Below are 25,090 nucleotides of genomic sequence, written 5' to 3' on the forward strand. Positions count from 1 at the left end.
AGGGGGTCAGGTCGACGAGGCGATGCCGGTGAGAACGTCGGCGAGGGTGTCGGGCATCGACAGGAACGGGGAGTGGCTCGAGGCGATCTCGATGATGTTGGACGCCCGCCGACTCAGTTCCCGCTGAACCTCCAGGGTGAGGATCTGATCCTCCGTGGCGATGACGTAGGTCGTCGGGATCGGTCCCCACCCGGAACATGTGCTCGGCGTGGCGGCGGATGCGAGCGACTGGTACACCAGCCGCGCGGCGGCCTCCTTCGCGATCGCCGGCTCGCAGTCGTGGTAGAAGACCTCTACCGCCCTGTCCTCGACGACGCGCAATGTCTCACCCGGGCCGGGAGCCACCCAGTCCGCGTCCGTACCGAAAAGGCCGAACAGGGACTCGCCCTCGTGTGGGAAGGCCGCCGTGAGGTAGACCGCGTGTCGTACGGCGGGGTGACCGGCCAGCTCCGAGATCACCATCCCGCCGTAGGAGTGCCCCACCAGCACGACGCCGTCATCGCCTCCGCCCGCGTCGAGCTCCGCGCGCAGCAGGTCGGCGTCCGCCCGGAGATCGCCGAGCTCGGCGGGGTTCGGGCCGGCGCTGGGCAGCTGCTGGATCACCCGAACCGTGTGGCCGAGTTCGCGTAGCCGCCTGCCGAGCGTGTCCCAGCACCACCCACCGTGCCATGCGCCGTGCACCAGAACGAACGTTGCGTCGGAACCCATACCGGTAACCCTTCTGTCCGAATCCTTCGGCACCACCCCCTTTAGTATTTCGGATAAAAATTATTCAGGTTTTGGAGAGTATTAAATTCGCGTGAACGATGATGCGTCGACTGCCATCAGTCGTCCCAGCCGTCTCCACCCCAGTCGTCCCCGCCCCAGCCGCCCCCGCCGCAGCGCCACCCACAGCCGCGACGGAAGCCATCGTCCGCGATCGCGACGTTGTTGTTGCTGTTGTGGACGCTGACCCCGACGGAGACCCGGTTGATGTTGACGTTGCGGCTGTGGCCGTGATGCCGGTGCTTCCAGGTCGGGACCTGGGCGGACGCGGGCGAACTCGTGAGCATGAGGCCTGCGGCGGCGGCTGCGAGCGCGAGCCCGCCGGCAGCGCTGATCTTGTTGAGCACGTCATCTCCTCACTTACCGGAAATAGCCATGAAGGCCACTGCGCCCGTTTTGAGCGCTACATCCCACACTCCCCTTGTTAGTCATCAAATAGGGCCAGTGTCCGGTAAGTCTGTTTTAAAATAGTAGGTCCGGCGGAACCTCAGTGCAGAGTTATCGATTCGCCAATGAGGTGAGTGTCGTACCGGCGGCCCCTACCAAGAAGTTCGTACGCAGGTAACCCGCGTGCATGCTCTGCGGCATTGAGCAGCCTTTCGGGGCTGATAAGCCTCGATACACACGGTGCCCGGCCTCCTCGGCAGCCGCGGGGGCGTGCGCCGATCGCGCGTGCCGACAGAGTGGCGGTGCCGCCATGTCGGCTGCGGGCGGGGCGGGGGATCCTCAAGGCGGGTTCACCGATGGAGGGCGGACCGATGGCGACAGCTCCGTACGGCTATGCGGTCGTCGACGTCGAGACGACCGGGCTGCGACCCGACTGGCACGACCGGGTCATCGAGGTGGGCATCGTGCAGCTGGACGCCTCGGGGGACGTCACGGGCGAGTGGGCGACGCTGGTCAACCCCGGGCGCGACCTGGGGCCCCGGCGGATTCACCGGATCGTCGCCGCGGACATTCGGCACGCGCCCGCGTTCGAAGAGGTCGCGGGGACGATCGCGGCGCTCCTGCGGGGGCGGGTCGTGGCGGCGCACAATCTGGCCTTCGACGCGCTGTTCATCTCGGGGGAGTTCACCCGGCTCGGCGCCTCGGCTCCGCTCGCTCCCGAGGTGGGCGTGTGCACGATGAGGTGGGCGCCGCACTTCATGCCCGAGGCGCCGCGGAACCTGGCGGGATGCTGCGCGCTCGCCGACGTACCACTGAGCGGGCATCACGACGCGCTCGTCGACGCGCGTGCGGCGGCGGGGCTGCTCCGCCACTACCTCGGGCTCGCGGAGGGGCGGGTTCCCTGGCGGGATCTGCTCGAGACCGCGGCGTCCGCGCGGTGGCCCGACCTGCCCGACGCGGGTGCGACCGCGGTCCGGCGCGGCGTTTCGGCCGAGCGTGACGGGCACTTCCTGGCCCGGATCCTCGACCGGATGCCACGGGTGCCGGAGCCCGCCGTGGCCGACTCCTACCTCGGCCTGCTCGACCGGGTGCTGCTCGATCGCCGGATCTCACCGACCCAGGCGGACGCGCTGGTGGAGTTCGCCGCCGCCGTCGGGTTGGGCCGCGCCGACCTCTACCGGCTGCACCACGACTATCTGGCCGCCCTGGCTCGGGCGGCTCTGGTCGACGGTGCCGTCACGCCGGCCCGGCGCGACGAACTCGTCGGCGTCGCCGGGCTGCTCGAGCTGCCCCCCGAATCGGTGACGCGGGCACTCGAACGCACCGTACGCCCGTTCGACCGGTTCCGGCTGGAGCCGGGAGACCGGGTCGCGTTCACCGGCGAGGCGGAGCTCGGCCGGGACGTACTGGAGGCGCGGGCCCGCTCGGCCGGGTACGTTCCGCACCCGCGCGTCACCAAGGAGGTCGCCCTGCTGGTGGCCGCCGACCCCGACACCCTTTCCGGCAAGGCACGCCGGGCGCGGATTTACGGCATCCCCATCGTGACGACCGGCACCTTCCTGCGGTTGACCGGTCAGTAGCGGAACCCGAACAGGCCGCCGTCCTCCCGCTCGTCGGTCATCTCGGCGCACACGTGCGGGTTCAGTCCGGGGCTCTCCCGGAGCGCGGCGTCGAGCCGGTCGGAGTCGAGGGCCGTGACGTACTGCAGCCCCTCCTCCCGGCACGTGTCCGCGGCGAGTCCGAGGGCCCTGGCGACGAGGCGGGAGTCGACGTGGTCGAAGAGATGGCTGTCGTGGACGAGGAAGTCGGGGCCGTGACCGACGCGCTTCGCGGTGACCGCCATGCAGAGGTCGAAGCAGAACAGCGCCATCGCCTGGACGTCGTGGGTGGTGTCCCCGCCGATGGTGGGCACGAACTTGTAGCCGGACTTCCTGGCCTCGATGGTCAGCGCCGCGGGCCGGCTGTCGCCGTAGAGACGGTAGGCGTACCCGGCGTACAGCTGCGCGATGTCGACGATGTGGTCGCGCCGATCGTGCAGATCCGCGCTGATCTGCAGGGTGAGCTCCGCGGAGCGGAGCCGCAGGTGCCGGCTGGTGTTCTCCCAGCGGTCGACGATGGCGCGGCGTTCGATGAGCTCGCTCAACCGGCCATCGATCACGGAGATCTGGCGTTGCAGCTCCCCGTACGTCTCGAACGCGCCGTCCGCCTTCAGCAGGCGCATCAGCTCGGCGCGCTCCTCGTCCAGGTCGGAGAGTTCCCGGCGTTCGCGTGCGGTCTCGCGTGACAGCCGGGCGCGCTCGGCCTGAAGGTAGCGGCGCCGGTTCGCGACGATCGAGTGATGGAACGCCCGGACCTCCTCGAAGCGGCGGGTGACGAGGTCGGGGAGCACGACGTTGACCTGATCGAACACGTCGCGGACGAAGTCGTGGCCGGGACCGCCGTCGTCGTCCTCGGAGATCGCTTTCTCGATGTCGTTGACGTTGCGCTCGACGACCACAAGGTGGTCGTTGATGCCGCGGATCCGCCTGCTGAGCTCGTCGACGCGCGCGCGGTGCTCGGCGTAGCGGTCCGCCGCGCGGAACTCCGCGATGTCGCTCGCGAGGGCTTCGCGCTGGATCTGCAGGGTCCGGATCTGGGCATCGAGGTCGTTGCCCCGGCCCAGGGTCATTCCCAGGATCGACTCCTTGGCGGCCTTCCGCAGCTCACGCAGGCTCCGGTCGGTCTCGCTCACCTCACGGACCTTCGCCACCAGATCGACGTCGAGGCCGAACAGGTACGCGAGGGCGGGCTGCGTGTCGATCGCGCGCTGCTTGCGGTACGTCTCGGTCGGCGAGACGAATCCGCCCACCGTGACGTCCCGAACGTAGTAGGCGATGACGGACCGGAACGACGGCTCGTTGCCGCCGCCGGAGATCCCGAACAACCCCGTGCCGAGGAGGGAACGTGCCTTCGCCAGCCTCATGACCTCCTCGTCCAGCCGCACCGCCCCGAGGTCGTCGCCGGTCCGGACGATCGTCGCCGGCCCGCCGGACAGGTCGAGGGTGAGGCCGAACTCCGCGTGGGCCAGGTCCGTACGGCGCAGCGGGTGTCCGGTTCGGACGTCGGAGCACAGCAGGAAGTCCAGGAGCCGGACAAAGCTCGTCTTGCCGACCGGATTCCTGCTGGTCCCCGCGTTGGGGGTCCGGTGCGCGACCGCGACGTTCAGGCCGTCGGTGAAGCGGGCGGCCTTGAACGCGGGCAGGTCGCCCGTGAGCTCACGCAGCACGGCTCTTCCTCATCAGCTCGCCGTCACGCTGATCGACGACGCCGATCGCGTAGAGGACATCGAGGGCAAGCGCGAACCACCAGAAGGGCAGCGCGGATTCGACGGCATGAGCCGAGCGCCATTCCTGCAGCCGATCCCAGACCGCGCTGACGCTTCCCGGCTGTTCGAGCTGGACCAGAATCTGGGCGCCGACCGCCAGCAGGGCCTGGTCGGCCGGTACGGATTTAGAAGGAAGCAGCATGCCGTTGCACCTCAGGCGCCTCGAAGATCTCGCATTTTTCGAAGAAATGGGTGACGACCATGAGCGCCGCGCTGCGCTGCTGGGCCCTGTCGGGGTAGCCGCCGGTACCGAACGCCTCCTCGACCAGGTCGTCGCAGAGCGCGTGGAACACGGCGTCGGAGGAGTCGTAGACGGCACGGTGACCCGCGAAACGCGTTTGGAGATTCTCCGACACCTGCGCCTGCTCACCGGGCGAGGCATAGGAGAAGTAGTAGTTCACGTGGCCGGTGTGCACCTGGAACCGCTTGATCAACTCGGCGACTTCGGTGCCGAAGCCGTTGTGTTCGATCTTGCCGTAGACGACCTCGTGAATGGGGTCCAGATCCGTCCGCAGGCGGGTCCGGGCGAGGGACTCGACACAGCGTGCGATGTACGTCATCCCGGCGGGATGGTCGGACGGCGGCGAGCCGATGATCGTCGCGAGATGCCGTCGCGGCAGGAACGCGCAGTGGTTCCACAGGACCTGCGGCGGCCACACCTCGACGCGTACGGAGCCGTGATACCGCCGCCGGAGCGCGATGACGGCCCGTGCCGCCATCTCGGGCAACCCGTTCGCGTTGTTGTGCACGAACGCCCAGCGGTCCATGCTGTCGCTCCAGAACTTCACGGCGGTGGCGAAATCGCTCTCAACCTTTTTCGTGACGTTCCGCTGATTCGGGTTGGTCGCGCCATAGCAGGCCAGCATGAGCCCGCCGACCCATCCGTCGCAGCCCTTGTCGCCTCGTCCGGTCGGGTCGACCGCCATGAACTCGCCGGGATGCACCGCGTGCATCAGATCGTTGACGAACGCCTGCCACTCGAATCCGGTCTTCCTGACCGATAGAGACATGAACTGGCTGTGGAACCATGCTCTGTCCTGATCGTCATTTGAGCTCATCGGTTCCTCGGAGAACACGAAGGTCACACTGGCTTCGCATTCCATACTGCCTGCCACAACGTGTCCCTGATCAGGCGTTTTCCCCAATAGTAAGTGAACGCCGTACGGTCGTTGAGGCCTTCCGGGTAACGGAATTCTGAACGCCATAAGGGTCGGAAACCGCGGACGATAAGGGAGACCGTTACCCGCTCGCCGGCGGCGGGTGGGGTCAGGCGGTTTTCGTGCCGCGTCGTCGGGCGCGGAAGGCGGCAACCCGGCTACGGTTCTGGCAGGTCGTGGAGCAGAACCTGCGGCGGCCCGCCGACGAGGAGTCCACGTAGGCATCGGCGCAGCGCGTTCCTTCGCACAGCCCGAGCCGAGATCCGTCACCCCAGGCGAGCAGGTGATGGTGGAGCGCCAGCGTGCACGCGGCGAGCAGGCAGTCGGGTGCGTTGGTGATCCAGCCTTCCGCGATCCCGTCGCTTGCTCGGGTAAGGGACGGTCTCACCGCGCTGAGGCCGAGGACTTCGTTCACGCGGTCCACCAAGGCCCCGACATCCGGCGTGTCGAAGAGCGGGTAGAGCGCATCCGCCGTCTGGGCCACGCTCTCGTCGCTGAGAGCGCCGGTCGCCGGGTCGAGGCGGAACCCGTGCTCCAGAGCGAGGTCCCGTAGCGACGGAAAGGGCGTCTCCCGCTCACCGGCCACCTCGCGAGGGACCGACCCCCACTTGTTGATCACCTCGACCACGAACGCGAGCGGCGCGGGGGTGACCAGAGTCGGCGCGGGACGGGAAGCCATGTATCTCACTGTAACGCAGCGAATCGAATCTGCCCGTTACATATCTCAAGAGATCGGCGTAACGTCATGGATGGCAGCATCCCGTTACAGAAGGGTGGTATGCCCGATGATCGACCCCGCGGTCCTGCCCGGTTTTCTCGCGGCGGTGCTGGTGATCTGTCTGGCACCCGGCCCTGACATGGCCTTCATCGTGGCGGCCTCGTTCGGCTGGGGGGCTCGTGCCGGTGTGAAGTCCGCAGTCGGCATGGCCATGGGGATGGCCCTGTGGACAGTCGGCTCGGTGATCGGGCTCAGCGCGCTGTTGCGGACCGAGCCGGCCGCGTTCGACGCCGTACGCCTCGCCGGGGCCGCCTACCTGTGCTGGCTCGGCTTCGACACCTTCCGCTCCCTGCGCGCCGCGCCACATGGGGACGCACCCGCGGGGGCCGGCGAGCGTCTGGTGCTGCGCGGCCTGATCGCCAACCTCACCAACCCGAAGATCCTCGTGTTCTTCGTGGCATTCCTCCCGGGGTTCGTCAGCTCCGACAGTTCCTCGGCCGGCTCACAGCTGCTGACGCTGGGGGTGCTGTTCCTCGCCGTCGGACTCTGCGTCGACAGCGTCGTCGCCCTCGCGGCGGGACGGCTGCGCCAACTGGCCAGGCCTGGCGGCCGAGCCGCCCTGATCATGACGCTCGCCGCCGGGGTCACCTACCTTGCGCTGGCGGCGGTCATCGTGACCGAGATGCTCTCTTAATCCCCCTGGCGAGTAGGAGGGTCCTTTGTTTCATCGTCTTTTGGTGCGATGAGAGATGTAGCGGCCCGCCAGGGCCAAAAATAGCGCCGGCCGCAACAAAGAATCCGTACTTTGCGACAGGAGGCTTCTTGGTGTCCGGTATAGCGTTAGTCGGCGCGGTCGGCGCGGTCGGCGCGGTCGGCGCGGTCGGCGCGTTGGCCTTTCTCTGTCGTCGTCGCAGAAGCAGGGAGGTCTCGGGGATCAGGGCAAAGACGCCAGATCCTGCGATCCCAAGCATTATTCCGGCGTAGAAAGAGTTGTTATCTGAATCATCCTTTTTCTCGCCATCCAGGGCCGTTACGCTGGCCTGCGAAACATTGTCCCATTGCCATGCAAGGTCCTCTGGTGACGTAGGGCTCGCAGGACTCGCCGCTATCGTGGTTAGATTGGACGAGAGGTTGGGGACGCTAAAGAGGTTGACGACGTCCCTGTCGATGGTCTGAAGGCTGGTCGCGAAATATTTCCCGGACGGCCGCCCGGGATGACTGCCGCCCTGATCAGAAACCGTCTTGGTGATCGTAACGTCCCCGTTGGTCGACTTCGCTGGCATCTGTAGCAAGGGGTCAAGCGCGAGAGGGCGAGCGAGTACGTACGCCTCAGCGATCTTGTAACAGCCGCAGTCGTCGAATGCTATCTGGTAGCGCAAGATGTACGAGCCTGGCCGGAGCGTACGCGCATTACCTGCTGAGTAGTCGCCACTGGACTGTGGGGCGATGTGCCAGTCCGGCTGAGGGTGGATTGGTCCCGCTTCGGTATCGAAGTTGATCCCCGATATCTCAACATAGATTGTGGCGGCATCTCCGGGAGGGACGGTAACGGTGAGATCGAAATGCGCCGCCTCAGAAAAAATCGATGCCTGAGTGATCGTGGCATCCACGCCTGGGCGTGTGGCCATCACATCGAGGAACGGGGCAGTGATCGTGCCGGGGAAGAGTTCGCGATGGGGCTTTAGATGAAAGCCCCAGATCAACGCTCCAACTGTGATGGCTATGGTTATAGCGATCCTGGCGATTGGTCGTAGGGTCCTCGCCAACCGTATCGGTGCCGTGATTACCAGCAGGATAAGCCGGATCGGCCTCGCAGGCGCCACGCCGAGCAGCGTAGTGACGGTATCCCGGGGCTGGGTAGAGGGTTTCGGCGCGTGCCCACCCGGCCTCAGCCTCTGAATCGTGCTCACCCTTCTTCAGGCGGGCCAGTGCCGCCGGAACGAACGGCTCGCCGGGTCCGTGGCCCGATCCGGCCGCACGGCTGCTGCCGCCCCGCGAGCGGAGCCCGTGCTCGGGGACGTGTGCCGCGTCAGCGGCCGATCGGTACCTCGGCTCGGTGGACCTCGTCGGTGGCCGGCACGGCCAGGGCCCACGACTTCAGGGAGCCGTGTCCCTCCCAGGGCAGGTGGTCGGAGATGCCGGTCAGCTGTTCGCTCGCGTCGCCGTTCAACAGGGTCACCTCGTCGACCGGGCCGTTCGGCATGCGGGCGCAGAAGGAGTACCACCACACCGGCCGGTCCGGGAGCGCGTAGCCGCCGAAGAGCCGCTCGGCCACCACGGTGGACGGCGGGCGGTCCACGGCGGCCCGCTTGGTCGCCTCGCCCAGGCCGCCGAAGTCGCGCATGGCCAGTGGACCGTAGTGGATCCGCAGCGCCCGCTGCCCGTCGAACTTCAGGTCCGTGTGCACGTGACCGGCGAGTTCGCTGCCGGGCAGGGCGAACGCCGCGAACACCGGGAACACGTTGTGCAGCCAGCCGTTCAGCGCCTCGGCGACCGGATGGACCCCTTCACGGGCGATGCCGACCGACTGGTCCCAGGCCGGCGTGTCACCCCACGCCGGGTGCCCGATCCCGATGGGCAGCCGGACGACCAGACCGTTGGGCTGCACCTCCGGCGTGCCGACGGCCACGGTGAGCGCGGCCTCCGGGAGCCGGACGGCCGGCCCTTCCTGGTGGGCCGCTATGCCGTGTCCCTCGCGGAACATTCTGCCGAGCAGCTCGGCCGTCGATGGCGCGTCCATGAGATCCCTTCTCGCGATGCGAACGCGAGTGAGACCTTGGTCGTTCGTCCGGGGTTCCACCTGAAGTGGCCTGGACTGCGCGGCGGTGCCCCTCGCGCCCCTTCGGCGCGGAAACGACCAGGTCAGGGGTGCTGGTACGCTATGTCAATATTTGTCCAAAGATGTCCGGATGGCGTAAATAGTTGACCATCGCGGAGAAGTGCCGCTCGTGAACGGCCGCGCCGCCGGGCGCGGTCAACGAGACGGGCGTGCTCCACAAGATCCCCTGAGGAGCATCCTCATGTCACGGCCCCTGTCCCCTGCATCATCGCAACACAAGACCCGCCGCGAACGCCTGTTCGCGGCGGCCGGCGTGCCGATCATCGGCTCGGCCGCTCTGGTGACCCTCGCCACCACCCCCGCGGACGCGAGGCCGGCCTACCGCGCCGCCGGCATCACCTGGCAGGCGTGCGCGCGGTACGGCGGCGCCGACTCCGAAGGGTTCGGCCCGCCCATGGGCCGGCGGCGTCTCATGGCCCGCATGGAGTGCGGGACCCTGCGCGTACCGCTGAACTATGACCAGCCGAACGGGCGGAAGATCAGCATCGCGGTGACCAGGCTGCGGGCGACCGACCCGGCGCATCGGCTGGGCAGCCTGGCGCTCAACCCCGGCGGCCCCGGCGCCAGCGGCTACCTGATGCCGGTCAAGCTGATCATGCGGAGCCCGACGAACGCAGGGTTGAACGAGCGGTACGACCTCATCGGGTTCGACCCTCGCGGAGTCGGCCGCAGCACCACGGTCGACTGCCCGGAGCTCACGCGTGCGGGCGCACCGTCGCACGGGCCACTGACCGAGCAGGCCGCCCGGCAGGCGTACGCCCGGCAGGTCGCGGCCAACCAGGCGTGCGCGAAACACGACCCGGCCTTCCTCTCCCAGCTGACCACCGCCAACGTGGCGCGCGACCTCGATCAGATCCGCGCCGCGCTGGGGGAGACCACGATCAGCTACCTGGGCACCTCGTGGGGGACCGCGCTCGGCGCGCACTACCGCAGCCTGTTCCCGCACCAGGTGGCCCGGATGTGGCTGGACAGCGTGATGGGACCGGACTTCCGGCTGGACGCCTACGCCGACACCACCGCTCAGGCCAAGGAGCAGAACTTCTCCCGCCAGGCCGCGTGGATCGCGAAGCGGAACACCAGGTACGGGCTCGGCACCACGCCCGAAGCGGTCCGGACCGCCGTACTGCGGTTGCAGCGTGCCTATGACGCCGATCCCCAGAGGTACGCTCACGCCTTCATCGACGGCGGCGTGATCGCCGACCTGGCGTCCCAGGCGAGCCGCCACTGGGCACTGGCCGCGGAGGCGCTCAGGGAGCTGACGAACGCGCCCGGCCCCGTCGCCCTGCCCGCGCTGGAGGGGATCTTCCGAACGCTGAACCCGTCGTCCGGCGCGTCCGAAGGGGACGACAACGCCATGTTCCGGGCGACGGTCTGTAACGAGGAAGCGGGGCGGCGTGACTTCGCCTCCGCGTGGACCGCCTACCAGCGGCGTCTGGCCCGCTACCCCGTCACCAGCCGGCACGCCGAAATCGTGCCGACGTGTGCGGGATGGCCTTTCCCCGTACGGCCGTGGCGGCTGACGGCCGGGGGCGGCTCGCTCGAACTGTCCGCGCATCGGTACGAGACGACGACGCCGTACGTGTGGACGAAGCAGATGCAGGCCCTGATCGGCGGGACGGTGCTGACCGTCGGCGACGACGTCCACGCCTCCGCCGTCAGCGTGTCCGGATGCGCCGCTCACATCGTGGCCTTCTTCAACACCGGACGCCCCGACGCCGGACAGTGCACAGGCGCCCCGGAGCCGCTGGGGGCGGCGCCGGACGCGTGAGGCGGCCGACCGGGGGTCGGCGTCACAGTCGTCGCCGGCGACGCGGGCATAGGGTTGGAGACCCCTCATCTGCCGTGGAGCAGGGCGGCTCGCGGCAGGTCGGCACGACCCCTGGCGGATCATGGACAAGCTCGCTGAGTTCACGGAGAACAGGTCGCGGCTGTTCGGCCTGGCGTACCGGCTGCTCGGGGAGGCCGCCGAGGCCGAGGACGTGCTGCAGGACGCCTACCTGCGGTGGGAGGCGAGCGGGCCGGTCGAGGTTCCGGGGGCGTGGCTGACCAAGGTGGTCACGAACCTGTGCCTGAGCCGTCTCACCTCGGCGCGCGCCCGCCGGGAGAAGTACGTTGGGCCGTGGCTGCCCGAACCGGTGTTCACCGACGACGGCCGGCTCGGCCCGCTCGAGACGGTCGAGCAGCGGGAGTCGCTGTCGATCGGCGTGCTCGTACTGCTGGAGCGGCTGACGCCCGCCGAGCGCGCGGCGTTCGTGCTGCGGGAGGCGTTCGGCTACCGGCACGGGGAGGTCGCCGACGTGCTGGACATCGACGAGGCGCACGCCCGGCAGCTCTACCGGCGGGCCCGCGAGCACGTGGGCGAACACCGGCGGCGGTTCGCCGAACGCCCCGGGCACCGCGAGGAGATCGTGCGCCGCTTCGTCGCCGCGGCGGGGGACGGCGACGTCGCCGGGCTGGAGCGGCTGCTCGCCGAGGACGTCGTCGCCTGGTCGGACGGCGGCGGCAAGACCTCGGCCGCGCGGCACCCGGTCGTAGGGGCGGCCCCGGTCGCGCGCCTGTACTGCGGGCTGGCCAACCACCCGCGCGCGGTCGGCATCGAGGTGTCGATCCGGGCGGTCAACGGCGAACCCGCGATCGTGGTGCACCAGGCGGGCGACCTGTACCTGATCGTCTGCTTCGACTTCGCCGGAGACCGGATCGTCGGCGTACGCGGCGTCCTCAACCCCGACAAGCTCGCGTACGCGTCGGCGCAGGAGACCCACGCGGAGTCCCGGCAGGCGTGAGCGGCACCGAACGCGAGCCAGAAGCGGGCGGTGCCGAGCGTGAGGCAGAAGCGGGCGGTGCCGAGCGCGTAGGACACCCCGCGTCGCAGTGGCGGGTGTGAACGGGATCGAGCGTGCGAGACGTGAGCGTGCCGTGACCGCGGCGCGGCGGGTGTGAGCACGGTCACCAGGCGCGACCGTCACGAAACGGCACGGCTGTCCAGTCACCCCCTTGACGGCACATCGTCGACAGAGGGGAGAGCGAGATGACGGCGCGCATTCTGGTTCTCGGCGCGGGCTACGCGGGACTGGTCGCGGCCGGGCTGACGGCGCGGCACCGGGACGCCCGGGTGACGCTGGTGAACGCCCGCGACCGGTTCGTGGAGCGCGTACGGCTGCACCAGGTCGCGACCGGGCAGCGGATACGGACGCGGCCGATCGCGGAGCTGCTCGACGGTAAGCCCGTGGACTTCGTCGTGGGCCGGGTCACCGCGATCGACGCCGTGGAGCGTGCGGTCGAGCTGGACGACGGGCGGTGGCTCGGCTACGACATCCTCGTCTACGCGCTCGGCAGCGGGTCGAACGCCGGCGCCGTGCCCGGGGCGGTCGAGCACGGCTACCCGCTCGCCACCGCCGAGGACGCCGAACGGCTGCGGGAGCGGCTCGCCGCCGACGGCACCGTCGCGGTGGTCGGCGGCGGGCTGACCGGGATCGAGGCGGCCGCCGAGCTGGGGGAGACGCGGCCCCGGGGGACGGTGCGCCTGGTGACGGCCGGCCGGCTCGGCCCGGCGCTGTCCGAACGAGGCCGCAGGCACCTGCGAAGCGTCTTCGCCCGGCTCGGCGTGGACGTCCGGGAGGACGCCCGGGTCACCGAGGTGGGCGCGGACGGCCTGTCGCTGGCCGACGGTGAGAAGGTCCCGGCGGACGTCGTCGTCTGGGCCGCCGGGTTCCGCGCGTCCACGCTGGCCCGTGACGCGGGGTTCGCGGTGGACGAGCAGGGGCGGATGGTCGTCGACTCGGCGTTGCGCTCGATGTCGCACCCGGAGGTGTACGCGATCGGCGACGCGGCGGTGCTGCGGCGGCCGGACGGGCAGGAGCTGCGCATGGCGTGCGCCACCGCGCTGCCGTCCGCCCGGCAGGTGGCGCGCGCGGTGGGCCGCGACCTGGCCGGGCGCGAGCCGGGGCCGTTCACGTTCCGGTACGTCAACCAGTGCATCAGCCTGGGGCGACACGACGCCCTGGTGCAGTACGTGCGGGCCGACGACAGACCGTTGGAGCTCATCCTCACCGGGCGGATCGCCGCCCTGTACAAGGAGGTGATCGTACGGGGGGCGTTCGCCGCGCAACGCCATCCCGCGATGGTCGTGCTGACCCCCGGTGGCGGCCCTTCCTGAGGCCGGATCGGCCGCGCCGGAGATCCGGCGCGGCCGACGCGGCGATCGCCCGCCCGGGGCACTGAGCGCGCGAAGCCCGATCGGCCTCGCGCCGACGTCACCCGGCGCCGGCCAGGGGCCGTACGGACGAAGAACGGACGAAAGGCCACGCCGAACCGGCCGTCCGTACGCCGAACCGGCCGTCCATACGGCGGGTCGGCGGTCCGTACGGTGGGTCGGCCGCGAATCTCGAGGCTCCGGCGTTCCGGCGTTGGTGGCCGGAGTCGCGGACGGGCGTCAGGGAATGACGTCGGCGCTGACCGTTGTGGTCGAGGTCCGGCAGGTGGACATCCGGCCGGTGATGTTCGTCTGGGCGGCCGAGTTACTCGCGCAGAGCCAGCCCCGTACCGTCGCCACGCCTGCGCTGCCCTGCTTCGGGGTGTCCGTCCGGTAGTAGGTGCGGAAGACGGCCATCGCCGTCGCGCAGGCGACGCGTCCTTTCAGCACGCCGACCACGGCGGTGGGGCCGTTGCCCGGCGGCTGGATCGTTCCGCAGTTCTTTCCCGGACCGGCGAGCGCCGGCGTATGGGCGGAGCGCGACGGGGTAGCGGGCCGGTGCGACTTGGCATGCGTCAGGGCCGGGGTCGGAGTGGTCGCCGTGGGGCTCGCGGAAGGGCTCGCCGCGGAAGACGACGGGGCGGCCTTCGAGGCGGCGCCGGGCTCGGAACCGTCGCGGCAGGCATTCAAGGCGAGCAGAGCGAGTGGGAGGAACACAAGGGCGCGACGATGCACGGGCGAGGACTCCCGGGGACGACTGCAAGATCGGCACAGTCTCCCAGACGCGTCGTCTCTCGCCGGATCCGGGGCGTAGCACGCTGTCGCCGACAGGACGCGGCGGACGCCCGATAGGTGCTCATGAGCCGGTCGGGGGATCTTCATCAGCCGGCGCGGCGCATCCCTCCTTCTGGGGGAGATGAAACCATGGAAGAGCAGCTCAACGGCGTGATGTGGCACTGGGCAGACGCGGCGAGCGACCCATGAGCACGGGCGGTGGTCCTGGGCGTCCGCCTCGAGGCCGCCGCCAGGTGAGGGGGCCACGTGCACTTCCACGCGTACGCCTATCGTGGGCCCGGGGAGGCCGTTCAGACCTTCGACGCCGTACGGTCGCCGGGCGGCGTCGGGTTCGAGACCTCGCCGGTTCCGCCCGAGCGCACGTCCGCCTGGCTGGCCAAGCCGGCCCGCTTCATCAAGGCCACCTGGGACGACCCGGTGGAGGCCGTCGCCTGGCTGGAGCGGCAGTACGCCGAGACCCGGTCATCGCTCTTGCACCCCGAGCTGCAGCGGCACGCCCCGGACGTACAGGCCCTGGCCGCGATCGCCCTCGACACCCTCCAGCGGGGCAACGACGTCGTCTGGGCCTGGTGGCTCACCGGCGGCAACTACGTCGACCTCGCCGTCGTCTGCTGCCCGAACCGCGACCGGGACGCCCGCTGCCCCCTCGGCCGCCACTGACCGGCCCTGCGTGGTCAGCGCCGCATCAGGCCACCCCCGGAAGTCGCCAGAAACGGTGGCGAAGGTCGCACTGTTCAGGTGCTCGATCCCGCGACATCGGTGACCGCGTCCGCGGCCCAGTGAGCCCGGACTGAGTCGATATACGACCGTGGTCGGTTGCCGGGAGCCGGATCTCGTCCTGAGGACGACCGGCGTCGTCCATCCGAGGGACAGGCAGAACCCGTCAATGGGGCGATGCGCGGCGTCCCGGCCCCTCGGACGATGGGCGGGAGGTGATCTCCATGAGATGGAAGCTCGTCGCAGGCGCAGTGGCGTCGCTCACCGCCCTCCCGGTCGCTCTCACGGCGTCGGCGGAAGCCGCGCCGACCGGGCCGTACCACGCCGAGATCCGGCGGACCTCGTACGGGATCCCGCACATCAAGGCGGCGGACTACGGCGGTCTGGGGTTCGGACACGGGTACGCGTTCGCGCAGGACAACCTGTGCGTGATGGCGTCGCGGCTGGTGACGCTGTCCGGTGAGCGGTCACGGTACTTCCGGCCGGATGCCCAGACCGACGACCCACTGACCCGCACGACGAACCTTGCCAGCGATGTGTACAACCAGGCGGAACTGCGGTCCGATGCCGTGCGCCGGCTCATCGCGCAGCCCGCACCGCTCGGGCCGACGCGGGAGGTGCGTGACCTCGTCCGCGGGTACGTCGCGGGCTACAACCGCTACCTCCGCGACACCGGAGTCTCCCGGCTGCCGGACCCGACCTGCCGCGGCGCCGCATGGGTGCGGCCGATGACGGAGCTGGACGTCTACCGGGACCTGTACCACGTCACCCAGCTCGAGGGCGCCCAGCAGGCCATCCAGCAGATCGCCACCGCCACCCCACCGTCAGCTGGACGGACCGCGCGGGCGAAGGTCCCCGTCCTGCCGAAGGCCGACGCGGGCAGCAACGCGTACGGCCTGGGCCGGGACGCGACGCGCGGAAAGGGCGGCATGGTGCTGGCCGACGGCACCTACCCCGACGTGCAGTTCGGCTCCAGCTTCATCATGGCCGTCTCCCTCACCCCGGCCGGGCCACGGGCATCGACCATCCTGACCTACTCCGAGTCGGCGAACCCCACCTCGCCGCACCACACCGACCAGACCCGCCTGTTCTCCCAGAAGCAGTGGGTGCTGGAGCGGTTCACCGACACCGAGATCGCCGCCGAACCGCAGTACCGCACCACCCGCGTCACCGGCTGACGGGCGGACGCCGCCCCGGACCGCCGAGGTCGTACTGCTCAGACGGGGAGTACCCGGGGGCGGAACCCGTCCGGGTGGGCGTTCGCCTCCGGGCAGCGGCGGCGGACGCCCTGTCGCCTCATACGCCGCGACAGGGCGTCCGCCGTTCTCGCAGGTGAAACGCGATTCCGGCCGCGTAGGTCCACTGTCCTCAACGGCCGATCCGGCTGTCCGTTTTCCACTGCTCGTCTAGAGGAGGTCCTGAAGGCAGTGCGGAGGCTGCTGGTACGGCTTGGCGGAGCGGTTCGCGACGTTGACCTCAACCTATGTTGAGGTCGTACGGTCCTCCATGACGGCAAACGATCCGCCTTGGGGGAATCTCATGATCCTGGTCACTGGAGCGACCGGCAATGTCGGTCGACACCTCGTCACTCGGCTGTTGGCGGCGGACGTCCCGGTCCGTGCTCTCACTCGTGATCCCGGAGCGGCGGACCTCCCCGAGGGGGTCGAGGCCGTCGCGGGGGACCTGGCTGATCCGGAAAGCCTGGAAGGTGCACTCAAAGGCGTCGAGTCGGTGTTTCTCGTTTGGCCGTCCCTGACGGCCGAGGAAGCACCCGGTGTGATCGAGGCGATCGGGCGGCATGCCCGCCGCGTCGTCTATCTGTCCTCGCTCGGCGTGGACGATGGGGCCGAACGTCAGGCCGACCTGATCAACCAGTTCCATGCGGACATGGAGCGGCTCATGGAGAAGAGCGGTCTGGAGCAGACGTTTCTGCGGGCGGGAACGTTCGCCGCCAACTCGCTCGGTTGGGCGGAGCAGGTTCGCGGCGGGGATGTCGTCCGCTATCCCTTCGCCGGCGCCAAGGCGATCATCCATGAGGCCGACATCGCCGCCGTTGCGGCTCGCGTGTTTACCGAGGACGGGCACGTTGGTGCGAAGCACATCCTGACCGGCCCGGACGCGCTGACCACGGCCCAGCGCGTACAGATCATCGGGGAGGCCATCGGCCGTACGCTGAGCTTCGAGAAGACTCCGGCCGATGTGGCGCGGGAGCGGATGCTGGCCGACGGCTGGCCTCCCGTGCTCGTGGATGCCCTACTGAGTGGGGCCGACGACCAGCCCGCCGCTGTCACCTCCACGGTCGAGGAGATCACCGGAGCGCCAGCGCGGACGTTCCGCGAGTGGGCCGTCGAACACGCCGACGCCTTCCGCTGAGGCGTCCGGGCGGACTATTCCTGGAAGAGCGGCCTGTCGGGAGGTTCCTTGGACACGAACTGAACCTCTGAAGGGGCAACCTGCTGCAGGTTGCGGAGGATCGTCTCCGCGGGCATCGAGAAGTGGAGCAACTTCATGACGCTGTCCGGGCGGCCGGCGTCGCCTCTGACCGCGAAAGCATGCGATGGCGGGTTGAGCGTCATGTCGTAGAGCAGCTCAATACGCCTGACCTGATCCCAGGTATAACTGGTCGATAGGGCCCCGGGAGAGCGGAATGACAGGGAATGGTCATCCGCTCGGACGAATGGTCGCCGGGCGAAGATGCCACTGATGACCAAATTCAGCATGATGAGGGCGAGAGCGCCCACCAGGAACATCAGTACGTCCCCAGTCGTGAACCGAAACCCGTCCTCACTAACCAGTTGGTAGGCGAACGCAATCGTGATCGCGGATATTCCCAATGGGAAGAGGGGGATCAGCCATCGCAGGGGCGAGAAATCCGCCCTAACCTTGAACTCGGCTGCCGTCTCTCGTGGCAATCGGGACTCCTACTCCTGTCCGCAATGGTCGCCGACACCGTCAGCGCCGAAGGTCGTCGGCCTCTTTGAACAACTTGTCGGCCAGTTCATTGGCGTTCTTGAGAAGGTCCTGAAATGACCCAGAAGCCCCACCGGTTATTTCTTCCAGGCCTTTCAGGTGCGCTCGAGCGGCTCCTGAAGCAGCCTTCTGAATCGTTCTGACTATCGTAGCAGCGAGTTCGTCCGCGTTAGGTGTGCGATAGATCCGCGGATCCAGTTCGAGCCCGATGATCTCGCCAGTGCCCAAGGCGCGGACCTTGACGAGACCATCCTCGGACCTGGCCACGAATGTGCGTTTCTTCAACTCGTTTGCGAGGTTTTGGATCTGGTCGCGGCGTGCGAGGACGCCTTCTTCTTCGTAGCGTTCCATTGGTGACTCGATTACCCTCGCTCCGTGCCGGCTCTAGCCTCTGCCCTCGACGGTGGGAATCGGCTCGTGAATCGAGTGATACCCGTCCCAATTGATTGACGGAGGCGGTGGCGGCGTGACCTCTCGAAGGTTCTGACCCTTGAGCAGGTTGTTGACCTGGTTGATCTGCGAGTGTAGCGTTTTAGTCTCGTTATGTAGGCTCTTTTCGCGAGCCGCAATAAATGCTATCAATGCCATGAGGAGCGCAATCGCGGCAGCCACGCATCCCGCCAGAATGGTGCCTCCGGTGACGATAGCGATGGTGACGGAGGCCAGTGCGGCGAGGATGATTCCTATGAGGGCAGCAGCAACAATCTCGAAGCGGTCGAACGTATCCTGCTTGGCTGTGGAGAGTGCGGTCTTGAGGTTATCGATCACTCCGTTGAGGTCGTTCATCGCGGTTCTCTGGTGGTCCAACGCTTGATGCATTTCGCTGGAATACTGATCGAAGCTGTCGGGTGCGTTCCAGTTGCTCAGGATCGTCGCCACGGATTGCTGCAGCTCATTCACGTGATCCGTGAGACGATTGGCCGTCTCCTTCCATTTGCCGGTAAGAGAGTCCAAAGAGTTCGGCTGTAGTGAGGTAAGACGCTTTGCGGCCTTCGAGGGTAGGGGCTGTCCCGTCACCTGGGCGGTGGCGTCCAGTAGCGGAAGTCCGCTGAGACTGGCCAGCCTCTGGAGTTCGCCTAGATTCACGCTCTTCCTTTCGAGTGCTGATTCGATCGGTTCGACGTCGCTCGACGCCCTAGTGAGACATTGTGCGTTCGAGTTTCGCGTAGTGATCGGCGATGCTGACCAACCCGTGGGCGGTTTCGGCGAGGCCCTCGTGCGCCTTCTGCAATTTTTCCTGCAGCGTCTTCCACGCGTTGTCGTAGGTGCTCTCAATCTCTGAGCGGAGTGAGTCGAACTCCCCGAACGCGGCAGAGTCCAGCTTGTAGGAGGAGACCTCTTTTGAGCGTGATCCGACATTGTCGGCGACACTCTGCATGTCATGGCTGCCCAATTTGCGCAGCATGCTAATGTCGCGGACCCATAGGTCGCGGTTAGACGTCATTTGATTGAACTCCTTATCGGTGGCCACCGCTAACCGGCGACACGTCTCCGACGGTAAAGGCCGACCAAGATGCCCATCACGGCAACAGCAAGAGCGGAAACTGCACCATACTTGTACACTATCGAGAGTGAATGGTGCTTCTTCTCTTTTCCTTGATGCTCATTGCTGCTCGGGGAGGAGGAGCCTCGCTGCCTGGCCATCCACTGATCGAACCGCTGATACACGGGGTTCGGGGCGTCGGCTCTGACCGGGAAGTCAGCGGTGTCCAACGCGCGGTGAATCCGGAAGACCCCGTAACCTGTACGGCTGTCTGGAAGAGTATTCGCGGTGGGATTCGCGGTCGCGATCATTCGCTGAACGACGGTCCGCGCCGACATCGAGCGATTTACCGACCGGACCAGTGCAACCCCGGCAGCGGTCAATGCCGTGGCCTGACTGGTGCCCCATCCGTTCGGGTAGTACTTTCCGCTCGAGGCAAGCCATCCGATGTGGACACCAGGAGCGGCGACCGTGACGTAATCCTGGCGCTGGGTCTTCGACCACGGCCTGTTGGCCGAATCCACGGCTCCCACGGCCACGACGCCGGCGCAGGCGGCCGGGTACTCGTGATCGTTCAATTCGTCGCCGGAGTTCCCGGCGGCGGCGACGACGACGATATCGCGCTGTGCGGCATAAGCGATCGCTGCCTGGAGGTCGTCCGGGCAGTGGTTCGGGATCATCTCGCCATTCATGCCCAGGGATATGCTGATGACCTGAGCTCCATGGTCGGCCGCGAAACGGATGCCGCGTACCAGCGCTGTTTGTGCGACGGAAGTGGTTGGCCCATAGCTGACCTGTACCGGAAGAATATGAGTTTCCGGCGCGACGCCGGCGAAACCGTCAGCCTGCGGACGCGCCGCGATCAACGCGGCCATGGCCGTGCCGTGGCCGTCGTGCTCGTCGTCGAGATCCTTACGCCCGTCTGAGTCGCCACCTGTGGTGTCGCCACCCTGCAGCACAGCCCCCGCGAGTTCCGGAAGCCCGGCATTAACTCCGGAATCGAGAACGGCGACGGTGACGCCGGCTCCCCTGGTGACCGGCCAGATCTTCTCCATCCCCCAACTGTCCAGCCACCATTCGTCGGACCGGGCACCGGCTGCGCTTCCGACGGGGGCCGGCCCGATGATGAGCATCGCTGACAGAATCGACGTTGCCATCACCGATCGACGAAGTCGGAGCATTAAAGATCGAGTTCTTCTTCGTAGAAGTCCAGGTCCTCATCCGGTTCGGCTTTACGCGTCGCCGGCGGCCGGCTGATCAGTCCGGGAACCTCCGGAATGTCGCTGGGCTGCCACGTCTCTTCGTCCTCGGACATCCAGGTGGTTCGCTGGCGCTCTTTCTTGTCACCGGCCGCGCCGCCGGACGGGACCATGCCGACCTGGCCCGCCGCTCCTCGCTGGAGGTTACGAGCAGCCGCCGTCTCCGCCTCGGCCGCGGATTCCGCTCCGCCGATCCCGCGACCACCGACCGGAGGTACCACTCCGGGGCCGGACGAGTAACCCGGCCCGGGGACGCCGGGCGAGAACACGCCGCCACCTGGGCCGGCCCCCCCTGACAGCGGGCCACGCGCAATCCCTGGATCCAGCGTCGGACCGCTGGGCAGGCCAGGAGGCATCGGCGTCCCGCCCCCCGGTTGGAGTCCCGACAGTTGAGTGCCGTTCCCGTTTGCGCTCGGGACCGTGCCGTCGCTGGGGGTCGGCATTTTGGGCACGTGTGGGTGTGGGAGGCTTCCTCCGCCTGGCAGCTTTCCTCCGCCCCCTCCGAGCCTTGGTGAGCCCGAAGGAGCACCGCCGCCGGGTGAGGTTGGTCCATGCGTGGGGACGTTGCTGTGGCCTCCTCGGTCCCAGGCCACCGGGAGCGTCACGGAGTACCACTTGGGTATGGTGGTGTACGCGGCAGAGATCGTGCCATTGTGCTCGCCGAGCTTGTTGGCCGCCGCCTCATCCGCGCTTCCCATGCCGTATTGGGGGGCGAGAGACCCGCCTGGTCCTGGGCGCACCCCGGTGATCTGGACCGGCGTGGAGTTGTTCTTTATCTGGGTCCATTCCGACGAGCTGAAGTAGGCCTTCAGCTTCGGCAGATCCGCCTCGCCGTGCTGCCGCAGCGCACCACCGACCCTCTTACTGGCCTCACCGATCTCTTTGGCCGACACGTACAACTGCTGCAGCTGGGTTTGAGCTGCAGTCGCCGACGGCTCGCCGCCCCATACCTCCGCGAGGTCCTGGGCGGTGCGGTACAGGAGCTCGAGGGACTCGTGCAAGCCCTCGCCGAAGTTGTTGAACGCCTTGCCGCTGGCCGCCACGCGACCCGGTCTCGTCGCCTTGGCCCAGTTCTCGATCGTCTGCGCGCCATACTGAACGTCGCCCACCCTGGGGGCGGCGGCCTGAACTCCCGCGCTTGTTACCTCAGATGGCACCAGCGGCCCTCCTATCTAATAGTTGAGCGGCTTCGGAGCTCCGTCTGAGGTGACGGCGGCCGGATCGGCCTCGGGGTGGTGCATGTCACCTTCGATCTTCCGAATCGCTGTGGTGGTCTCCCATTCCGCATCGTCGTACGCCTGGGCCGTCTGATTGATCCGAGCGATGAGACTCGCATACGCGTTCACGTGCGCGTCGAACAGCTGGCGTAGGGCCCCGTGCGCCTCCTGGTGTGTCGTGTGGAGATCCTGAGCGGCCTGCCATTGCCCGATGTCGGCGGCGTTCAGGTTCCCGGCCCGGCGGAGGTGACCTGCGAGCCTTTCATAGCGATTGAGATCTCGCTGTAGCCGACGGGCCAGCTCTCGTAGTCTGTCCCGATGTACGGACGGACTGATCTTCTCCTTGCCGTCGCTTGGCCATGGCCTTTGGCCCCACGGGTGAGTCGTCGGCGATCCGGATGTGATCGGCCGGGCGAGCAGTGAGGGCAAGTCGCTCGGCGCAGATTCAGGGTGGGACTGTGACGGAGGATCGAGCGGCGGAAGGTGCGAAGTCCCCGCTGAATTCTTCGGATGCGTCATCGCATCGGCCCCCTGATGCGCTGCTTCTGGCTGTGTCAAGCAAAGTAAAACTAGCGTAAGCATGCGTGACGCACAACCGCGTAAGTATCGGGCGAGTGTCCGTAATAGAGGCGAAAAGTCAGCAGTTCGAAGTTAGGGGAGCCCGCACCCGCCACTCCCCATCGCCGCGTCTCCTCGTCCCGGTAACCGCCTCTTCCCATTCGGCGCTAGGACGAGGAGCGCGGACGCTCAGTTGCGGCCGAGGGCGCGGTACTCTCAGCCGGCGGAGGGCCAGGCGTCGTCGTCCAGGGCGTGCCGGCCGTCGACGATCCGGCGGTGCCGGACGACCTGGCCGAGGGCCTCCAGGTCGATCTCCCGGAACTCCGCCCACTCGGTCAGCAGGACGACCACATCCGCGTCGTGGGCGACGTCCAGCGCGCTGTCGCCGTGCCGCGGTTCGAGGTAGGCGCGCCGGGCGTTGTGCAGCGCCGCCGGGTCGAGCACCCGGACGTGCCCGCCGAGGCCGTGCATCGTACGGGCGACGTCGAGCGCCGGCGCGTCGCGGATGTCGTCGGAGTTCGGCTTGAACGCCGCGCCCGAGGCCGCGATCCGGCCGCCGAGCAGTTCGCGAACCAGGTCGACCGTACGGGCGCGGCGGCGGCGGTTGATGGCGTCGACCTCATGCAGGAACGACACGGCCTGGCCGACGCCGCGATCTCCTTGGCCCGGTGGGCGAAGGAGCGGACCCACTCGCCTAGGCGCGTGGGTCAGGCCCCATCCGGAAAGGGATGGGGCCTTGTCCGTTAGGCGCGCCGGCTGTTCCTTAGTAGGTGATGCGGTGAAGGGGGACGCCGCTGACGGTGAAGGGGAGTGTCGGAGGCTGGCCGGCCGACCTGCGGTCGAACTGGGAGTTGACCACGAGGATGCGGCCGCGCGCCGGGGCCGCCGCCGTCGGCCAGTGGAAGGTCGGGTCCGTGTACGTGGACCGGACGCGTGCGGTCGATCCGCGGACCGTGAGCGCGACGACGCCCTCGACGTGCTCGGTCGCGGTAGCGATGTGCCGGACGACGAGCACCCGCCGGCCGAGCCGCAGCAGCCCGTCGCCGGTGGTCAGCGCCCCTCCCGTGACGGCGACCTCGGTGACCTTCCGCGTCGGCAGGTCGATCCGGAACAGCTTCCCGGTGTTGCTCTGCACCGTCAGCAGGTGGCGGCCGTCCGCCTCGGGGGCGATGCCGTTGAGGTTGAATCCGGACTCGTACCGTACGACGGTGCCGGTGAGGTCGAGGAAGCGCTGGGCCGGAGCGGTCGCCCCGCCGGTGCGCACCGCCGACGCCGGGACCCGCCACAGCACGGGCGCGGTCGAGTCGGTGAAGTAGGCGTTTCCGGCCCGGTCGAAGGCCGCGTCGTTGACGAAGGTGCCACTGCGCAGGCCGGTGTCGAAGCGGCGGACCAGCGCGCGGGACCGGGTGTCGTACACCCACATCTGGCCGGTCGCCCCGCCCGCGACGTACAGGCGGCCCGCGCGCAGCTTGAGGCCGATCGCGGTCGTACGGCCGTCCGTACCGCCGGGCAGGAACACCTCCAGTCCTGGGCGGTCGAGGCGGCCGCGGTAGATGGTCCCGTCGGTGGTGCCGCTGACGTAGAAGACCCCGCTCGCCGCGTCGGCGGCGACGCCTTCCGGGAAGACCTTGTCGCCGGGGATCGTGTAGGTGGCCGTCCGCGCCGGGGCGGGCGTCGACGCGGACGCCGGGGTGCCGAGCGCGCTCGCGAGGACCGTGATGCCGCACAGGATCGCTGCTCTGTTCATGATCCCTTGCTTGACCTCTACCGGCCGCCCTAAGCGCCTCCGGCCACCTGTGGCCGTACCGGCCCGATCGCCACCGACGGCGGGGTTACGTTGACGGCGTCGACCCGACCAGCGGAGGAGCGACGATGTCCGACGAACGATCCCCGGTGCCCGAGATCGACACGACGGTGCCCCACTCGGCAAGGATTTTCGGGTACTGGCTGGGCGGCAAGGACAACTACCCGGTGGACCGGGAGGCCGGGGACCGGGTCCGGGAGTTGTTCCCGCAGATCGTCGACCTGGCGCGGGTCAGCCGGCGCTTCCTCGGCCGCGTCGTCCGTCACCTCGTCGCAGAGGCGGGGGTCCGGCAGATCCTCGACATCGGCTCGGGCCTGCCGACCGTCGACAACACCCACGAGGTGGCGCAGCGCGTGGCGCCCGAGACGCGGGTCGTGTACGTGGACAACGACCCGCTGGTGTTCGCGCACGCCCGGGCGCTGCTCACCGGAGTGCCCGAGGGCACGACCCAGTTCGTCCACGCCGACGTGCACGAGCCGGAGGAGATTCTGAGGGCCGCGGCCCGGACGCTCGACTTCGACCGGCCCGTCGCGGTCATCCTGATGGGGGTCCTCGCCCACGTGGCCGACTACGACGAGGCCCGGTCGATCGTACGGCGGCTGCTCGACCCGCTTCCGCCCGGCAGTCACCTCGCGGTCCGGGACGGGACCGACACGGACGAGGCGTACGTCGAGGCGACCCGTCAGTACAACGCCGGCGGCGCGGTCCCGTACAACCTTCGCAGCCCGGAGCGGATCGCCGGGTTCCTCGACGGCCTCGAACTCGTCGAGCCGGGGGTGGTGTCGTGCCCGCTGTGGCGCCCGGAGGCCACGGCTCCCGTCGAGGAGGTGCCGGTGTACGGCGGTGTCGGCCGGAAGCCCTGACC

General features: G+C 68.4%; 26 protein-coding genes. 9 read left to right on the forward strand and 17 right to left on the reverse strand.

Annotated features, from left to right (window positions below; genetic code table 11):
* Positions 1-6 precede the first annotated feature (6 nt).
* Positions 7-708, reverse strand: coding sequence for an alpha/beta hydrolase (locus tag ABEA24_RS41255; RefSeq protein WP_345438906.1), 702 nt, complete (start codon positions 706-708; stop codon positions 7-9).
* A gap of 116 nt (positions 709-824) precedes the next feature.
* Complete coding sequence (locus ABEA24_RS41260; protein ID WP_345438908.1) at positions 825-1,112, reverse strand: hypothetical protein; 288 nt, start codon at positions 1,110-1,112, stop codon at positions 825-827.
* A 411-nt stretch (positions 1,113-1,523) separates the two neighbouring features.
* Between ABEA24_RS41260 and ABEA24_RS41265 the strand changes: the two genes are divergently transcribed.
* Positions 1,524-2,732 carry an exonuclease domain-containing protein gene (locus ABEA24_RS41265; protein WP_345438910.1) on the forward strand — a complete coding sequence of 403 codons (1,209 nt, stop codon included), beginning with the start codon at positions 1,524-1,526 and terminating at the stop codon, positions 2,730-2,732.
* On the opposite strand, the gene ABEA24_RS41270 is transcribed toward ABEA24_RS41265, so the two are convergent.
* From ABEA24_RS41270 to ABEA24_RS41285, 4 genes are all read right to left on the reverse strand, one after another.
* Positions 2,726-4,417 (reverse strand): ABC-three component system protein, encoded by a 1,692-nt coding sequence (locus ABEA24_RS41270; RefSeq protein WP_345438912.1) that lies wholly within the window; start codon positions 4,415-4,417, stop codon positions 2,726-2,728. The genes ABEA24_RS41265 and ABEA24_RS41270 overlap by 7 nt on opposite strands.
* Complete coding sequence (locus tag ABEA24_RS41275) at positions 4,407-4,658, reverse strand: ABC-three component system middle component 6 (RefSeq protein ID WP_345438914.1); 252 nt, start codon at positions 4,656-4,658, stop codon at positions 4,407-4,409. The genes ABEA24_RS41270 and ABEA24_RS41275 overlap by 11 nt, the downstream gene beginning before the upstream one ends.
* Positions 4,642-5,526 (reverse strand): ABC-three component system protein, encoded by an 885-nt coding sequence (locus ABEA24_RS41280; RefSeq protein WP_345438916.1) that lies wholly within the window; start codon positions 5,524-5,526, stop codon positions 4,642-4,644. The genes ABEA24_RS41275 and ABEA24_RS41280 overlap by 17 nt, the downstream gene beginning before the upstream one ends.
* A 256-nt stretch (positions 5,527-5,782) precedes the next feature.
* A complete protein-coding gene (locus ABEA24_RS41285) occupies positions 5,783-6,352 on the reverse strand; it encodes a CGNR zinc finger domain-containing protein (protein ID WP_345438918.1) in 570 nt (189 codons plus the stop codon).
* Positions 6,353-6,458: 106 nt separating this feature from the next.
* On the opposite strand from ABEA24_RS41285, the gene ABEA24_RS41290 reads away from it, so the two are divergent.
* Entirely contained in the window at positions 6,459-7,085 is a 627-nt protein-coding gene (locus ABEA24_RS41290; RefSeq protein ID WP_345438920.1) for a LysE family translocator, read from the forward strand.
* Here ABEA24_RS41290 and ABEA24_RS41295 read toward each other — a convergent pair.
* Positions 7,060-8,301: a hypothetical protein gene (locus ABEA24_RS41295; RefSeq protein ID WP_345438922.1), complete on the reverse strand. Its 1,242-nt coding sequence runs from the start codon at positions 8,299-8,301 to the stop codon at positions 7,060-7,062. The two genes, ABEA24_RS41290 and ABEA24_RS41295, sit on opposite strands and share 26 nt — an antisense overlap.
* 119 nt (positions 8,302-8,420) lie before the next feature.
* Positions 8,421-9,131: a hypothetical protein gene (locus tag ABEA24_RS41300; RefSeq protein WP_345438924.1), complete on the reverse strand. Its 711-nt coding sequence runs from the start codon at positions 9,129-9,131 to the stop codon at positions 8,421-8,423.
* A 280-nt stretch (positions 9,132-9,411) separates the two neighbouring features.
* On the opposite strand from ABEA24_RS41300, the gene ABEA24_RS41305 reads away from it, so the two are divergent.
* From ABEA24_RS41305 to ABEA24_RS41315, 3 genes are all read left to right on the forward strand, one after another.
* Positions 9,412-10,998 (forward strand): alpha/beta fold hydrolase, encoded by a 1,587-nt coding sequence (locus ABEA24_RS41305; protein ID WP_345438926.1) that lies wholly within the window; start codon positions 9,412-9,414, stop codon positions 10,996-10,998.
* A gap of 121 nt (positions 10,999-11,119) precedes the next feature.
* The gene (gene sigJ / locus ABEA24_RS41310; protein ID WP_345438928.1) at positions 11,120-12,013 is read left to right on the forward strand and encodes an RNA polymerase sigma factor SigJ; all 894 of its coding nucleotides are present in this window, start codon (positions 11,120-11,122) and stop codon (positions 12,011-12,013) included.
* A gap of 245 nt (positions 12,014-12,258) precedes the next feature.
* Complete coding sequence (locus ABEA24_RS41315) at positions 12,259-13,386, forward strand: NAD(P)/FAD-dependent oxidoreductase (RefSeq protein WP_345438930.1); 1,128 nt, start codon at positions 12,259-12,261, stop codon at positions 13,384-13,386.
* A 276-nt stretch (positions 13,387-13,662) separates the two neighbouring features.
* Here the strand turns inward: ABEA24_RS41315 and ABEA24_RS41320 are convergent, their stop codons facing one another.
* Entirely contained in the window at positions 13,663-14,139 is a 477-nt protein-coding gene (locus ABEA24_RS41320) for a hypothetical protein (protein ID WP_345438932.1), read from the reverse strand.
* Positions 14,140-14,463: 324 nt separating this feature from the next.
* Here ABEA24_RS41320 and ABEA24_RS41325 point away from each other — a divergent pair, with 324 nt between their 5' ends.
* The 3 genes from ABEA24_RS41325 to ABEA24_RS41335 all read left to right on the forward strand — a co-directional run bounded on the left by ABEA24_RS41325 (position 14,464) and on the right by ABEA24_RS41335 (position 17,307).
* The gene (locus ABEA24_RS41325) at positions 14,464-14,877 is read left to right on the forward strand and encodes a hypothetical protein (protein WP_345438934.1); all 414 of its coding nucleotides are present in this window, start codon (positions 14,464-14,466) and stop codon (positions 14,875-14,877) included.
* A 281-nt stretch (positions 14,878-15,158) separates the two neighbouring features.
* On the forward strand, positions 15,159-16,112 hold the full coding sequence (locus tag ABEA24_RS41330; protein ID WP_345438936.1) for a penicillin acylase family protein: 954 nt from the start codon (positions 15,159-15,161) through the stop codon (positions 16,110-16,112).
* A 361-nt stretch (positions 16,113-16,473) separates the two neighbouring features.
* Positions 16,474-17,307 carry an NmrA family NAD(P)-binding protein gene (locus ABEA24_RS41335; protein WP_345438938.1) on the forward strand — a complete coding sequence of 278 codons (834 nt, stop codon included), beginning with the start codon at positions 16,474-16,476 and terminating at the stop codon, positions 17,305-17,307.
* 14 nt (positions 17,308-17,321) lie between these two features.
* Here the strand turns inward: ABEA24_RS41335 and ABEA24_RS41340 are convergent, their stop codons facing one another.
* The 8 genes from ABEA24_RS41340 to ABEA24_RS41375 form a co-directional block, all read right to left on the reverse strand.
* Complete coding sequence (locus ABEA24_RS41340; RefSeq protein WP_345438940.1) at positions 17,322-17,684, reverse strand: hypothetical protein; 363 nt, start codon at positions 17,682-17,684, stop codon at positions 17,322-17,324.
* A gap of 202 nt (positions 17,685-17,886) precedes the next feature.
* Positions 17,887-18,255 carry a YbaB/EbfC family nucleoid-associated protein gene (locus ABEA24_RS41345; protein WP_345438942.1) on the reverse strand — a complete coding sequence of 123 codons (369 nt, stop codon included), beginning with the start codon at positions 18,253-18,255 and terminating at the stop codon, positions 17,887-17,889.
* Positions 18,256-18,288: 33 nt separating this feature from the next.
* Positions 18,289-18,804 carry a hypothetical protein gene (locus ABEA24_RS41350; RefSeq protein WP_345438944.1) on the reverse strand — a complete coding sequence of 172 codons (516 nt, stop codon included), beginning with the start codon at positions 18,802-18,804 and terminating at the stop codon, positions 18,289-18,291.
* A gap of 235 nt (positions 18,805-19,039) precedes the next feature.
* On the reverse strand, positions 19,040-19,348 hold the full coding sequence (locus ABEA24_RS41355) for a hypothetical protein (protein WP_345438946.1): 309 nt from the start codon (positions 19,346-19,348) through the stop codon (positions 19,040-19,042).
* A gap of 29 nt (positions 19,349-19,377) precedes the next feature.
* The gene (locus ABEA24_RS41360; protein ID WP_345438948.1) at positions 19,378-20,442 is read right to left on the reverse strand and encodes a S8 family serine peptidase; all 1,065 of its coding nucleotides are present in this window, start codon (positions 20,440-20,442) and stop codon (positions 19,378-19,380) included.
* A 125-nt stretch (positions 20,443-20,567) separates the two neighbouring features.
* Positions 20,568-21,755 (reverse strand): WXG100 family type VII secretion target, encoded by a 1,188-nt coding sequence (locus ABEA24_RS41365; protein WP_345438950.1) that lies wholly within the window; start codon positions 21,753-21,755, stop codon positions 20,568-20,570.
* An 882-nt stretch (positions 21,756-22,637) separates the two neighbouring features.
* On the reverse strand, positions 22,638-23,057 hold the full coding sequence (locus tag ABEA24_RS41370) for a UDP binding domain-containing protein (protein WP_345438952.1): 420 nt from the start codon (positions 23,055-23,057) through the stop codon (positions 22,638-22,640).
* A gap of 127 nt (positions 23,058-23,184) precedes the next feature.
* On the reverse strand, positions 23,185-24,168 hold the full coding sequence (locus ABEA24_RS41375; protein ID WP_345438954.1) for an SMP-30/gluconolactonase/LRE family protein: 984 nt from the start codon (positions 24,166-24,168) through the stop codon (positions 23,185-23,187).
* Between the two features lie 125 nt (positions 24,169-24,293).
* On the opposite strand from ABEA24_RS41375, the gene ABEA24_RS41380 reads away from it, so the two are divergent.
* Positions 24,294-25,088: an SAM-dependent methyltransferase gene (locus ABEA24_RS41380; RefSeq protein ID WP_345438956.1), complete on the forward strand. Its 795-nt coding sequence runs from the start codon at positions 24,294-24,296 to the stop codon at positions 25,086-25,088.
* The last annotated feature ends 2 nt before the right edge of the window (positions 25,089-25,090 follow it).

It is taken from the genome of Actinoallomurus vinaceus (assembly GCF_039542055.1).
GTDB lineage: Bacteria > Actinomycetota > Actinomycetes > Streptosporangiales > Streptosporangiaceae > Actinoallomurus > Actinoallomurus vinaceus.